Raw genomic sequence first — 12,584 nt, 5'->3', positions numbered from 1 at the left:
GTCACTGGTGCGGGCGCCGCTCCGTCCTGCGCGGGTCGCTCCGTCAGGCGCGGGTCGCTCCGTCCTGCGCCGGCCGTGTGGTCAGGGGGGCAGGGGCCGGGCCGTCAGGCGCTCAGGGGACAGGCGTGGGACAGCGAGCGCAGGCGCGGCTTCGGGTCGAGCCGGGGACGGGGCGGCACGGGGCCGGCCGCCGTACCCGTGTACAGCCATCCCAGCAGCTGCTCGGTGTCCTCGAGCCCGTGCAGGGCACGCACCTCGTCCTGCTCCGTCACCTTCCCGGAGCGCCAGATGGAGGAGTACCCGCGGTCGTGGAGCAGCAGTTGCACCGTGTGCACGGCCGCCACGGTCGCGGCCAGTTGCTCCCAGCGCGGGATCTTGGCGTGCTCGACCGGGGTGAAGACGATGGCGATGAGCAGCGGCGCACGCAGCGGCTTGGCGGCGGCCCGCTCCCGGACGGTCGGGTCGTCGCCCGCGCACGCCGCCATCCGCCGGCCCAGCGCGACGCGCTCGTCGCCGCGCAGCGTGATCAGCCGCCAGGGTTGCAGGCGCCCGTGGTCCGGCGCCGTCATGGCCGCCTCGACCAGGGAGAGCAGCTCCCCGTCGGGCGGCACGGGGTCGGTCAGCCGGGGTGCGCTGCGGCGGGTGAGGACGTTCTGCAAGGTCTCCATCTCAGCTGCCTCCACCGGCGAGCGCGGCTGTGTCCGCGGTGTCCAGGTGGCTCAGGGCCTCGTTCAGGACCCGGTCCGCCGGCAGGCTGCCGTCGAGCACGACGGCCTCGGGAGCCGTCTCACGCATGACGGTCTCGTACTGCTCGGTCAAGTTGGTGATCTTGTCGAGCAGCTGGTCGGACGTGAGGATGCGCGCCCAGCGGTCCTGCCGTTGCACCAGCCGGCGGCAGGCCAGCTCCGGATCGACCCGGACCCACAGGAGCACGTCGGGACGGGGAATGGTGCCGGCGATCCGGCTCATCCACTCGGTGTGCTCCGTGACATCGCCGCAGTAGACCTGCCAGGTCTGCGTCCACCGGTCGAAAATGACGTGGTCATGCCGCTCGAACTCTTCATGGGCATAGCGGAAGTGTGCTGCGGTTTCCATGATGTAGGTGCCGTGCCGGAAATCGGGCGGGATGTGGTCCTGGTAGAGCACGGAATCCGGGCGCCCTTTCTCGGCCACCTGCCGGAATGCCTCCGTCATGGCCCGGGCCGGCCGCGCCACCAGTGCCTTGGAACGTTGCGCCAGATGATTCCGAAGGTTCTCCACGAGCGTGGACTTTCCGCTGCCGTCCACCCCTTCGACGGCAATCAGCCGATAGCTTCTCGTCACTCCAAGACCTCATTCCATGTGGTTCAATCAACTCTTATGAATAACACGGTTGTTGGCGTGACCTTGCGCCCGTGGCGCCGCCCCGGAAAAGCGGACCGCTGGATGCAGAGCATGAGTTACTTCAGCGCGGTGGAAGCGGCCGGAGGAATTCCGCTGGGTATTCCCCCCTTGCCGGAGGATTCTTTGCGTGTCCTCTACGAGATGTGTGACGCGTTGTTGCTGCCCGGTGGAATGGATCTCGACCCGGCGACCTACGGCGCAGGTCCGGGGCCCGAGGGCGAGGTGCACCCCGAGCTGGACCGGACGGAAATGCTGCTGACCGGCTGGGCCCGCCGGGACCGGCTGCCGCTGCTCGGCATCTGCCGGGGGGCCCAGATGCTCACGGTGGCGCTCGGCGGCACCCTGTGGCGTGATCTGCCCACCGAGTCCGGCGCCGTCGGGCACGGGGGCACCGAGGGCGAACCCACCCGCCACCACGACATCGAGATCACCCCCGGCAGCCGGCTGCACGCCCTGCTCGGCCCGGGCCCGCTGCCCGTCAACAGCCGTCACCACCAGGCGACCCGGACGACCGGCGAGAACCTGCGGGTGAGCGCGCAGGCCCCGGACGGCACGCCCGAGGCCATCGAGGCCGCCGGTCCCGACGAGGACTGGTTCGCGCTCGCCGTCCAGTGGCATCCGGAGGAGCTGCCGGCCGACCATCCCACGGGCAGCCTGCGCCTGGTCGAGGGCCTGCTGCGCGCGACGCGCGAGACACCGCGGCTGGTCGCCACGCCCTGACCTGAGCCGTTCGCGGTCGGTCGACGGGTGCCCCGGGGCACCGGCCGACCGGCCTCGGACCGGCTGCCGTCACGCCGTCCCGCCTCCTGCCAGGCCCGCCGCGCGCAGGCCCGTCACCAGCTCCTCGGCGGCCCCGACCGCATCCTCCAGGCCGGTGCCGGTGACCGCGACCATGCCCCATCGGCCCGGCACGCTCGCGACCACCTTCGACCACCGCGACCCGGGGGTCAGACCCGCCACGGCCCGGACGGTGGTGTCCAGGTCGGCGGCCATGTCGGGCCGGTACACCCGGGTCGCCACGTGCGTGGCGCGGTCCGCCACCTCGTCCTGGAAGGCGCGCATGTACTCGGCGCCGTGCGAGGAGAGGTTGAAGTCGATGGCGCCGAGCACGATCCGGTCGCCGAAGACCCCGCCGATCCGGCCCACCGCGAAGTCGACCCCGCCGGTGACCATGCCTCCCTGGCAGCCCTGCACCGCGCTCTGCGGCCCGTGGAAGGCGTCCCGGGTGGCGTGCATCGCCGTCATCATGTCGCCGTACATCCGGGCCGGCAGCCCGAACCGGACGCAGTCCTCCTCGGTGAGGGTGACGTTCCCCTCCCAGGACACGCCGTTCATCAGCTGCAACGTCACACCCGGCAGGACCTGCCCGCCGCGCACGTGCCCGGACGGCGCGAGGATGAAGCGCCGGCCGTTGATGGTGCACGGGTGGAAGTCCGTGTGGGCCTCCAGCACGTAGGCGTCGCCGTGCTGGTGCGCCGCACGCGCATGGTGGCGCAGCGCGGCCTCGTCGCTCAGCGCGAGGCCCGTCACGATGCGTGCGCCGTCGCCGGCCTCGCAGGGCTTCAGGCAGCCGCGCTGAAGGCCGTACCGCTCGGTGAGCAGCGCAGCCGCGGCCACCACCCCTGCGGCGAAGGTGTCCGGGTCGTCGGTGCGCTCCACCAGGTACCCGGGCAGTACCGGGAGCTCCATGCCGAGCAGCCGGCACCCTTCGGACTGCCGTTGCTCGGCGGCCAGCAGGTCGTCGGGGGCAAGACCCGTGGCGGCCACGGCGCGGGCGTCCGGCACGGTGGGGTGGACGTGGTTCTTGCGGTTCCACCGGGCCGACACGACCGGGCTGTTGGCGTCCACGTGGAGCACGTCGAGACCGGCACGCTCCTTGAGCCAGAGCAGGAAGACCTGGGTCTCCAGGTCCAGCGCGTACAGGCGCACCACGGTGGAGGGCCGGGCCCGCACCCACTCGACGACCGGTTCCAGCACCCCGGGCTGCGGTCCCTCGCCGGCCGCCGCGAGGAGCAGCGCGTCGGAGAGGTAGTACACGTCGAGGTCGCGGATGTCGACGGAGTCGAGGCCGTACTGCCGGACCGCCTCCTGCCAGGGCCGCACCCGCCCCACCGCCAGGTCGCCTGCGACGCCCAGGGAGACCGCGCGCGCCTCCAGGTACCCGGCCACGTCGTACGGGTCGCGCCCGGCGCGCACGTCCGCCAGGTCCCCGTCGAAGCCACGTGTGGTGCGGGTGGCGGAGTGCATGACGAGCGCGGGCGGGCGGCTGCCCTCGTCCGGCCGGGCCGGCGCGACGTACGAGGGCAGTTCGCGTGCGGCCCGGGCCGGCACCTGGTCGATCCCGTGGTCCAGCAGCCGCTTGCAGAGGTCGGCGACCTCCGCGTCGGCCAGCACCCGGTATCCGGTGCAGAACCCCTTCCACAGGACGCCGATGTCGTCCGTGGGAGAGGGCGGGACGGTCGGGGCGGCAGAACCGCCGTTGTCAGTGATCATCCGGGAACGGTCCCCCTGTGGACGGTCGGATCCAGTGCGGCCAGCCGCCGGGCGGCCTCCTGAAGCACGTCGACCTCCTTGCAGAAGGCGAAGCGCAGGAGTCCGCGAGCCGCGTCGGGACGTGCGTAGAAGCCGGGCAGGGGCAGGCCGGTCACCCCGAGCTCGCGTGCCAGCAACTCGTTGGCGGCCAGCGGTTCGTTCGGCAGGACACTACCGGTCTCGGCGATCACCATGAATCCGCCATCCGGGGCGTTGGGGCGCAAACCAGCCTTGGTCAGACCACCGAGCAGGGTGTCCCTGCGCTCCCGGTACACCGTGCGCAGCTCCGCGAACCAGCCTGTGCTCCTCGCCCAGCGCAGTGCGGTGGCGACGGCGACCTGGAAGGGCACCGGGGCGCAGTAGGACACCATCCGGTGGGCGTGCCGCAGCGGGGCGCTGATCGCCGGCGGCGCGAAGGCCCAGCCGACCCGCCACCCGCACACGCTCAGGGACTTCGCGGACGACGAGCAGACGACGGTGCGCTCCCGCATGCCGGGCAGCGCGGCGATGCTGCGGTGCGTCGAGCGGGTGAGGTTCGGGCCCGCCCGTCTCCCACCACCACCCTCAAAGGAAGTCGCTGCGCTCCCCCCGTATGTCAGCTCCTCGTACACCTCGTCCGTGACCACCCGCAGGTCGTGCCGGAGCACCAGGTCGGCGAGTGCGGCCAGCTCCGCCTCGCTCGCCACCCACCCGGTCGGGTTGTGCGGCGTGTTGAGCAGCAGTACCCGGGTCCTGGGGCCGATGGCGGCGGCGACCGCGTCGACGTCCAGCACGTAGCGGTCGCCCGAGCGGACCAGGGGGACGGGCACCGGGACGCCACCGGCCCGCTGCACGAACGACGGGTAGGAGTCGTAGAACGGCTCCAGCGTGACCACTTCGTCCCCGGGCTCCAGCAGCACGTCCAGCGCCACCGCCAGCGCCTCGGTGGCACCGGCGGTGACGGTGATCTCCGAATCCGGGTCGTACGCGGTGCCCGGCGGCACGGCGACCTGGGCCAGGGCGTGCAGCAGGTCCGGATGACCGGCGGACGCCACGTACTGGTTCAGGCCCGTGCGCATCGCGTGCAGCGCGGCCCGGCGCAGCACGGCCGGGCCGTCGAAGTCGGGTGCGCCGCGGCCCAGGTTGACGGCCTGGTGCCGCTGGGCGAGCTGGTCCGTGGCCGAGTACACGTCCAGGGCCGGTCCCTGGGGCGTCGCCGCCCCAGGGACCGACTTCAGATCATGAGAGCCCATAGAACGCGGCCGGGTTGTCCCACAACATGGCCCGTTTGACGTCGTCCGGCAGGTCCGCCTTCAGCACGTCCTCCAGCTCCTCGCCGAACTCGTGGTCCGGGTGCGGATAGTCGGACGCGTACAGCAGCCGGTCGGTGCCGATGTCCGCCGCGATCTTGCCCAGGTAGGGCTCGCACCCTTCGGCGCTCACCCAGCACTGCCTGCGGAAGTACTCGCTGGGCTCGTGCTTGACCTCCGGTATCTGGAATTTCCAGTTCCGGTACTCCAGGTCGTCCATCCGCCACAGCAGATAGGGGACCCATCCGCAGCCGGCCTCCATGAAGCCGAACCGCAGCTCGGGGTGGCGCTCCATCACCCCGCCGTCCACCAGGGCGATGAAGGCCATCATCTGTTCCATCGGATGGCAGGCGCTGTGCATCGCGAAGTGCGTGGTGAAACGGTCCGCGCCGGCCGCCGGGAGCATGGTGTGGCAGCCCTCGTGGAAGCTGACCGACACCCCCAGCGAGGCGCACTCGGCCCAGAACCGCGCGGTGTCGGGATGTCCGACGGAGCGGCCCGAGACCATGTTGGGGCGCAGCATGACGTTGCGCATGCCGAGCTTGTCGACGGCGAACCGCAGCTCACCGATGGCCAGCTCCACGTCGTGCAGGCTGAGCAGGGCCACCGGCTTGAGGCGGTCCGGCGCGTGCGAGCAGAAGTCCGCGAGCCAGCGGTTGTAGGCCCGGCTGATGGCCGCGGCCAGCTTGGGGTCCATCCCGTCGATGGTGACCGTGCCCAGACCCAGCGACGGGTAGAGGAACGACACGTCGATCCCCTGGTCGTCCAGGGACTGCACCTGGGAGGGCGCGTCGAACCCCGCTGCCGCGTAGGGCCCGTAGCTCTCCTCGGTGCGCCGGGCGAACTCCGCCACCAGTGCGTCCGGATAGTGCCGGTACATCGGCTGACCATCGACGAGCATCTGGGCCCAGCCCTCCCCGTCCTGCGCGGCCCGGCGGGGTGCCCGGTCGCGGAAGGCGGGGTCGATGTACTCGGTCCACATGCTGTCGGGCTCCATGACGTGCCCGTCCGCGTCGATGACGCGGAAACCGTGAGGCGCCGCCATGGGTCAGACACCAGCCGGCTGGCGGAGCAGCTCCCGGTGCACGCCGGCCCAGAAGTTGCCGAGCAGCTCGGCGATGAGCAGCGCGCCCCGGCGGATCTCGGCGCGCGACTCCTCTCCACCGGTCGCCTTCTCGACCGCCGCATGGATCCACTCCACGTGCTCCCGCTCGATCAGCAGGTGCAGGTAGAAGTACTCCAGGCTCTCGACGTTGCTGCCTTCGAGCTCGCGGAAGCCCTCGTAGAGGCTCTTGATCATCGGCAGACCGCTGAGCTCGATGGTGTAGTGACCGCCCAGGGCCGCCTCGATGTTGCCCTTGAGGAACAGCTCGCGGATGCCCTCGACCAGCGCGACGGTCTCCGGCAGGTACTCGACGGTGTCGACCGGGGCGACGGTGATGTCCAGCGCGGCACAGGCGTTCTTGAACATCTTGTAGTGGCCCATGCCACCCTCGCCGCCGCCACCGAGCTCGGAGACGACGGTCTTGGCGAGCTCCTTGCGGATCTCCTCGTCGTCGACGCGTGCGGAGAGGCCGGCGAGGATCTTCGGGAAGGTACGGATGTAGAGGTAGTACTGGTCGGCGAACTTCTGCACGGCCGCCGCGTCGAACTGCTTGTCGCGGAAGGCGGCGAAGAAGTCGTTCTCCACACAGTCGGTCGCCTTGACGGCGGTGTTCAACTCACTGAAGAACTCGTCGAGTGACTGCATGCCAGCTCTCCTTCAGGGGTGGTTGGGTGGAGCAGCGATCCGTGGCCGGCTGGCCGGATCGCTCAGCCGGCCGGCCAGGGGTCGAGCGGGGATGGTTCGGCCGGCAGGTCCGGTGGGGTTCGGGTGGCGAGCAGGTCGAGAATGTCGGTCCACCGGTCGGTCGGGGTGCTGGTGGCGGGAAAGGCCGTCGTGTCGACGACGTACGGCGCACCGGCGGGGTCCGTCACCACGTCGAACATGGCGTAGCCGAGGCCGAGGGCGCGGGCCGCGGCGAGCCCCGCCTGGCCGGCGGCCCGGGCGCGCGGATCGGTCCGGTCGGCCGCGTGCGAGTGGCCCCCGTCGGCCCGTCGCGTGGTCAGCGCGTTCCCGGGGGCGTTGCGCTCCTCGACGGCGAAGACCTCCGCGGCGGCGACGGTGACCCGGAACTCGGTGCGCTCGGACCCCTCGGGGTGCCCGGGGGCTTCGTGGCGGTTGCCGATCCCCCGTTCGAAGAGGAAGCCCCGGGTGTCGCACAGCACGTCGAGGAAGACCTTGTCCCCGACCTCGACGTCCCGGAACAGCCACTGCTCACGGCGCTCCCAGTCGGCGTCCCCGCCCGGTGGCGCCGGCGTCAGCAGGTTCTCGCCGTCGTAGTGGTAGTTGGTCTGCCAGCGGTCCGGGGCGAGGTGGGTCAGGCCCTTGCCCATGGAGCCGCACACGGCCTTGACGTACAGGGACTCGCCGCGGCCCAGTTCCGCCAGGATGCCGTCGGGCGTGGGGTCGGTGAGCTGTTCGGGAACGGGGACGCCCTGCGCGGCCAGTCGCCGTTGCGCTGCGCCCTTCTCCCGGGTCAGCGCGAGGGCCTCGGGGCGGTTGAGGTAGCGCACCGTGCCACGGCTCGCCGTGTGCAGCGCCGCACCGGCCTGCCGCAGGTAGCCCTGTATCGCCTGCACGTAGGCGGTGGTGCCGTACGGGCCGGGCAGCACTCCGTCGATGTGGCCGTCCCAGAACGCGTGCGGGAAGCCGAGGATCGCCAGGGTCTGATCGGACAGCGCGGGGATGCCCGCGAGCACCTCCGCGTAGTCGTGCACCCGTAGGCGTATCCCCCGGGCGGCCATGCGGTCGCGTTGCGCCAGCAGCGGGGGGAGCGAGCTGGACATCGTGTCGTCGACCACCAGCAGGAGGGTGTCGTACCAGGTGTCGGTCACCGCACACCTCTGATGAGGTCGAGGACGTCGCCGTACACGGCATCGGCGTCGCGGTCCGCGTCGACCACGTGGTGCGGGACGTCCTTGAGCGCACGGTCGTAGCGCTCGTCGAGGCGGGTCAGGTCGGCCAGCAGCCGCTCGGCGCTCCAGTTGTCGGCCGTCCAGTCGCCGCGCGCGGTGACGCGTTCGGCGGCGACGCGGGGAGTGGCGCGCAGCCGGACGAGCAGATCGGGCTCGGGCAGGCAACGCGCCACCCGCTGGTACCACTCGTCGTACACGCTCTTCCCTTCGCAGTACACGTCGTAGGTGGGCATCCAGCGGTCGAAGACCAACCAGTCGTACTGCGCGTACTCCTGGCTTCGATAGTGGAACTGGGCAATGGCGTCGATAATGAAACTGCCGTATCGCAGATCGCCGGGAATGACGTCCTGATAGCGGGTCTTGGACTGCGAGGGGACATCCACCAGATCGCGATAAATTCCGCCCATGCAGGGAGAAAGTCGTTCCGAGCGTGAATTTAGCGAAGATTTATTGGTGATTCTCGACACCAGAGTGCTTTTTCCTGAACCGTCAATTCCTTCGACGGCAAGGATTCGATAAGGACGGACACCTGCCGTGGTCATACCTTGATTCGCTCCTCGGCGGCCTCGGATCCGCTCTGCCTTAGTTGCACCCTCGTGGGTCGGGTTCGTGCCGGCACTGTCTCGTTCACCGCACGGTGGCCCGCGCAGGCCCCGGTGACGAACAGGCCGGGGACGTCGGTGCGGCCGTGCTCGTCACGTGCCACGGTGCCGTCCGGGTCCCTGCGCAGCGAGGAGACCAGTTCGCCGGGCGGGTAGACGGGCACGCTGCCGGTGGCCCAGACGACCACCGTGGAGTCACGGTCGCGGGACTCCACCCAGGTGCCGTCGGACTCCTGCCGGCCCCGCGCGTGGCGGCACCGGCCCGCCATGGAGTGCAGGCCGAGCACGTCGAGGTTGCTGGTCTCCTGGTAGGTCCAGCTGAACGCGTCGTCGCCCAACTCGAGGGCGTCGTAGACGATGTGCCGGACGCACGGCACGCGCCAGGGGCGGCGGCCGCACTCGTTGCTGCTCTTCACGACGAGCTCGTAGGTGAGCTGCGACGGGGCGCGCCAGGCGAACCGGTCCTCGCTCTCGGCCGGGTACATGCCGACGTAGCGCTTGGCCAGGATCGTGATGTCCCGGGCGTCGGGCGCCATCAGGCTGGCCGTCTGCATCGCGGAGTTGCCCGCACCGACGACCACCACCGAGTTGCCCGCCCAGCGGTGCGGTCCGACCTGCGCCAACTCCCGGTGGACCAGGTCGTAGGAGATGGCTCCGGCGGCCTGCCAGTCGGCGGGGGGCTTGCGCGGGGCGCTGCCGGTCGCGAGGACCACGGAGTCGGCGTGGACCTGCCGGTGCACCCCGCCGGGGGTGCGGAGCGTGAGAACGAATCCGTGCGCGTCCCGCTGGATGTCCAGCACCCGGGCCAACATCACCGAAGCGCCGGTCTGGAGCAGGGACTCGCGTACGTAGGTGTCGTACTGGGCCGCGCTTGGCCGAAGCTCGCCGGCCGGAACCATGCTGTGCAGTTCCGCTGCGGCGGTGGAGACCAGGAGTTCCTCGATGTAGGACTGGAGGGTCGCCCGGCCCAGGAAGGCCATGCCCGTCCCCAGCCGCTCCGCGATGACGAGTGTCTCCTGCGGTGGGATATCCCCCTTGCGGACCTGAACCGCGGCGGCCGATCCGCCCCCGACGACGACAAGACGCCAGCGTCCCGAAGGGCGACTGGTTTGAGACATACGCTTCCCCTTGATCGTTCCGAACGAACAACCCGTGCAGCGTGAAGTCAGGCGCCCCAGCCCAGGTCGGGGGAGTGATTAGAGGAAGCGGAAGGTACTGTCGCAGATGCGAACGCAAAGAAGGGGGACGCGACTACGGGGCTACATCGACGAAAAGCGTTCACTAGACGTTCCTTTGCCAGCAGTCCGGAATACCACCTTTCACAGCCAATCCTTGCCCACCGCCATTGCGGGCGGCCCGGGACTGAACAATCATCTTTCCGAATGGCTTGAACAAGACAAGGGGAGGAACCGTGACATTACTGGACATCGGTCAACCTATCGGATTGCCCCGGATCGGTGAACAGGGTGCCCGGGTCTACGAATTCGCTGTGACCAGGAGAAATTTCCGCGAGTCCGACATCACAGCGGAAGGAGGCCTCAATCCGCACGAGGCACGTGAGGCACTGGAACGCCTCATACGCTGCAAACTGCTACGCCGCATCGAGCGAGATCCCGATGTGTACGAGGCCGTACCTCCCGACCGGGCGCGTGCCCTGCTCCTGGGGGCTCCGGCCCGCCAGATCAACCGCTGGCAGGAAGAGGTGGACTGCCTGCGCGAGGAGCTGGCCCGACTCGTCCCGATGTACGAGACCAGCTTCCTGGCCCGGATGAGCACCCGGTCCGTCGAGATACTTCCGGACCTGGACACGACCCTTCGACTGATCACCGAGCTGGCGGCCCGATGTCGCCACGAAGTGCTCACCTCCCAGCCGGGCGGCGCACGGCCGCCGAAGGTGCTGGAGGAGTCCTCCGACCGCACCCTGGCCCTGCTCGGCCGGGGCGTGCGCATGCGCACCCTCTACCAGTACGCGGCCCAGTTCGACCTCCCCACCGCCGGCTACGTCGAGGACGTGGTCGCCCGGGGTGCCGAGGTCCGCCTGGTGGCCGGCGCGCTGCGCCGTCTGATCGTCTTCGACGGCGAGGCGGCGCTGATCGAACGCGTGCACCACCGCGAGGGAGCGGTACTGGTGCACGACCCGAACGTGGTCGAGTTCATGGTCGCCACGTTCGAACAGACCTGGCTGACCGCCACCGCCTTCCCGCTCGAGTACGACCACGCGTCCATGTCCACGACGCGGGACGACGTCCAGCGGGAGATCATGCGGTTGTTCGTGCAGGGCGCCGAGGACAAGGTCATCTCCCGACTCATGGGTATCTCCACCCGCACCTGCCAGCGCCACATCTCGGACATCATGCGGCGCATAGGTGCGCGTAACCGCGCGCACGCCGGCTACCTGATCAGCAAGCGGAACCTGCTGGTCACCTGACGCCAGAGACAAGGCTCCTCGTCAGCGTTGCCGAGGGGCCGCGCCGGAAGGCACGGCAGAGCAGCCCGGGGGACTCACACACGGCCAGCGGAGAGCATCGGCTCGGTCGGTGCCGGCATGTCCCGCAGCGACCTCAGCCGGGAGCAGAGCAACCACAGCACACCGGCCGCCATGCCCACGCCGGCGACCAGCAGCGCCCCCCGTACCCCCAGCCACGTCCCCAGGGACCCGCCCACCACGCCGCCGAGCGGGATGATCCCCCAGATGACGAAGCGGACGCTGGCGTTCATCCGACCCAGCAGATGGTCGGGGCACATGGCCTGGCGGAAACTGACCGCGGAGACGTTGTAGACGACGAGCCCGTAGGCGGACACGAACCACGGCACCAGGAAAAGACCCAGGCGCCAGCCCGGACCGGCCAGCGGAATCAGCACCACGGTGGGAATGGCGACCAGGTAGGCCAGCCAGATCACCCGCACCTGGCCCACCCGCCGCGCGACCCACTGCGCGGTCACCGCACCGAACAGCCCCCCGAATCCGCTGACGGTCATCAGCGCACCGGCGGCGGACTCCCTGAGCCCCACCTCGTTGACGAGCAACAGCACGACCAGCGGCGTCTGCATCGCGTAGAAGAAGTTGTACGTGGCGGCCGACGCCGTGACGGCGCGCACCATCGGATCGCCCAGCACGAAGGCGAGCCCGCTCCTGATCTGCGGCCAGGTCCCGCCGGCGTTCGGCAGCCGCTCGGGCACCGTCTCCTTCTTCCGGATGCGCAACAGCAGCAGTGCGGAGAACAGATAGCTCACCGCCTGGACCGCGACGGCCGCCGCGCCGCCCAGCTGGACGAGGCCACCGGCGACCGCGGGGCCGGCCATCTGGGAGGCCGATGTGGTGCTCTCCAGCTTGGAGTTGCCCTCGACCAGCCGGGCCCGGCCGACCAGCAGGGGGATGTAGGACTGGTAGGCGATCTCGTAGAAGGTCCGCCCGACACCCAGCAGCAGGCCCCCGACGATGAGCAGGGTCATGTCCAGCTTCCCGAGCAGGGTGATCACGGCAAGCGTCACCATGATCAGGCTGCGGGCGATGTCGCAGACGAGCATCACCGGGCGGCGCCGCATGCGGTCGATCCACATGCCGGCGGGCAGCCCGAAGACGAGGAACGCCACGGTCAGCGACGCCTGCAACAGCCCCATCTGGAAGGCGGATGCGGACAGCGCGGAGGCCGCCAGCAGCGGCAGGGCGGACCGGCTCACCGCGGTCCCGAGCATGCTGGCGCCCTGCGCCGCCCAGAACACCCGGAACTCGGGTAAGTCGGTGATCCGCATGCTGCCC

At 70.2% G+C, this 12,584-nt stretch carries 12 protein-coding genes; 2 read left to right on the top strand and 10 right to left on the bottom strand.

Annotated features, from left to right (window positions below; all coding sequences use genetic code 11):
• Window positions 1-104: 104 nt before the first annotated feature.
• Both NQO67_RS10350 and NQO67_RS10345 read right to left on the bottom strand, forming a co-directional pair.
• Window positions 105-668 carry a nitroreductase family protein gene (locus tag NQO67_RS10350; protein WP_255949512.1) on the bottom strand — a complete coding sequence of 188 codons (564 nt, stop codon included), beginning with the start codon at window positions 666-668 and terminating at the stop codon, window positions 105-107.
• A gap of 1 nt (window position 669) precedes the next feature.
• On the bottom strand, window positions 670-1,323 hold the full coding sequence (locus NQO67_RS10345; protein WP_255949511.1) for a nucleoside/nucleotide kinase family protein: 654 nt from the start codon (window positions 1,321-1,323) through the stop codon (window positions 670-672).
• Here NQO67_RS10345 and NQO67_RS10340 point away from each other — a divergent pair.
• Window positions 1,240-2,103, top strand: a complete 864-nt coding sequence (locus NQO67_RS10340; protein ID WP_308295642.1) for a gamma-glutamyl-gamma-aminobutyrate hydrolase family protein — start codon at window positions 1,240-1,242, stop codon at window positions 2,101-2,103. The genes NQO67_RS10345 and NQO67_RS10340 overlap by 84 nt on opposite strands.
• A 69-nt stretch (window positions 2,104-2,172) precedes the next feature.
• On the opposite strand, the gene NQO67_RS10335 is transcribed toward NQO67_RS10340, so the two are convergent.
• The 7 genes from NQO67_RS10335 to NQO67_RS10305 all read right to left on the bottom strand — a co-directional run bounded on the left by NQO67_RS10335 (window position 2,173) and on the right by NQO67_RS10305 (window position 9,942).
• A complete protein-coding gene (locus tag NQO67_RS10335; RefSeq protein ID WP_255949510.1) occupies window positions 2,173-3,876 on the bottom strand; it encodes a hypothetical protein in 1,704 nt (567 codons plus the stop codon).
• Window positions 3,873-5,084 carry an aminotransferase class I/II-fold pyridoxal phosphate-dependent enzyme gene (locus tag NQO67_RS10330; protein WP_255949509.1) on the bottom strand — a complete coding sequence of 404 codons (1,212 nt, stop codon included), beginning with the start codon at window positions 5,082-5,084 and terminating at the stop codon, window positions 3,873-3,875. Before NQO67_RS10330 ends, NQO67_RS10335 begins: the two co-directional genes overlap by 4 nt.
• A 49-nt stretch (window positions 5,085-5,133) precedes the next feature.
• Complete coding sequence (locus NQO67_RS10325; protein ID WP_255949508.1) at window positions 5,134-6,249, bottom strand: amidohydrolase family protein; 1,116 nt, start codon at window positions 6,247-6,249, stop codon at window positions 5,134-5,136.
• A 3-nt stretch (window positions 6,250-6,252) separates the two neighbouring features.
• The gene (locus tag NQO67_RS10320; RefSeq protein ID WP_255949507.1) at window positions 6,253-6,954 is read right to left on the bottom strand and encodes an iron-containing redox enzyme family protein; all 702 of its coding nucleotides are present in this window, start codon (window positions 6,952-6,954) and stop codon (window positions 6,253-6,255) included.
• 62 nt (window positions 6,955-7,016) lie between these two features.
• Window positions 7,017-8,141 (bottom strand): ATP-grasp domain-containing protein, encoded by a 1,125-nt coding sequence (locus NQO67_RS10315; RefSeq protein WP_255949506.1) that lies wholly within the window; start codon window positions 8,139-8,141, stop codon window positions 7,017-7,019.
• On the bottom strand, window positions 8,138-8,764 hold the full coding sequence (locus tag NQO67_RS10310; protein ID WP_255949505.1) for a nucleoside/nucleotide kinase family protein: 627 nt from the start codon (window positions 8,762-8,764) through the stop codon (window positions 8,138-8,140). The genes NQO67_RS10315 and NQO67_RS10310 overlap by 4 nt, the downstream gene beginning before the upstream one ends.
• On the bottom strand, window positions 8,761-9,942 hold the full coding sequence (locus tag NQO67_RS10305; RefSeq protein WP_255949504.1) for an FAD-dependent oxidoreductase: 1,182 nt from the start codon (window positions 9,940-9,942) through the stop codon (window positions 8,761-8,763). The genes NQO67_RS10310 and NQO67_RS10305 overlap by 4 nt, the downstream gene beginning before the upstream one ends.
• Before the next feature lie 371 nt (window positions 9,943-10,313).
• Between NQO67_RS10305 and NQO67_RS44215 the strand changes: the two genes are divergently transcribed.
• Window positions 10,314-11,252: a LuxR C-terminal-related transcriptional regulator gene (locus tag NQO67_RS44215; RefSeq protein ID WP_255949503.1), complete on the top strand. Its 939-nt coding sequence runs from the start codon at window positions 10,314-10,316 to the stop codon at window positions 11,250-11,252.
• A gap of 74 nt (window positions 11,253-11,326) precedes the next feature.
• Here NQO67_RS44215 and NQO67_RS10295 read toward each other — a convergent pair whose 3' ends face one another.
• Window positions 11,327-12,577, bottom strand: a complete 1,251-nt coding sequence (locus NQO67_RS10295) for an MFS transporter (protein WP_255949502.1) — start codon at window positions 12,575-12,577, stop codon at window positions 11,327-11,329.
• Between the last annotated feature and the right edge of the window lie 7 nt (window positions 12,578-12,584).

Source organism: Streptomyces odontomachi, from assembly GCF_024435355.1.
GTDB classification, from domain to species: domain Bacteria; phylum Actinomycetota; class Actinomycetes; order Streptomycetales; family Streptomycetaceae; genus Streptomyces; species Streptomyces odontomachi.
Note: the sequence above shows the minus strand (reverse complement) of the source record. Positions and strands in the feature narration are given on the sequence as shown.

Coding starts and splice junctions, on each gene's coding strand:
- NQO67_RS10325 (WP_255949508.1), bottom strand. CDS start 6,249: ATGGCGGCGCCTCACGGTTTCCGCGTCATCGACGCGGACGGGCACGTC.
- NQO67_RS10350 (WP_255949512.1), bottom strand. CDS start 668: ATGGAGACCTTGCAGAACGTCCTCACCCGCCGCAGCGCACCCCGGCTG.
- NQO67_RS10340 (WP_308295642.1), top strand. CDS start 1,240: ATGATTCCGAAGGTTCTCCACGAGCGTGGACTTTCCGCTGCCGTCCAC.
- NQO67_RS10310 (WP_255949505.1), bottom strand. CDS start 8,764: ATGACCACGGCAGGTGTCCGTCCTTATCGAATCCTTGCCGTCGAAGGA.
- NQO67_RS10305 (WP_255949504.1), bottom strand. CDS start 9,942: ATGTCTCAAACCAGTCGCCCTTCGGGACGCTGGCGTCTTGTCGTCGTC.
- NQO67_RS10295 (WP_255949502.1), bottom strand. CDS start 12,577: ATGCGGATCACCGACTTACCCGAGTTCCGGGTGTTCTGGGCGGCGCAG.
- NQO67_RS10320 (WP_255949507.1), bottom strand. CDS start 6,954: ATGCAGTCACTCGACGAGTTCTTCAGTGAGTTGAACACCGCCGTCAAG.
- NQO67_RS10335 (WP_255949510.1), bottom strand. CDS start 3,876: ATGATCACTGACAACGGCGGTTCTGCCGCCCCGACCGTCCCGCCCTCT.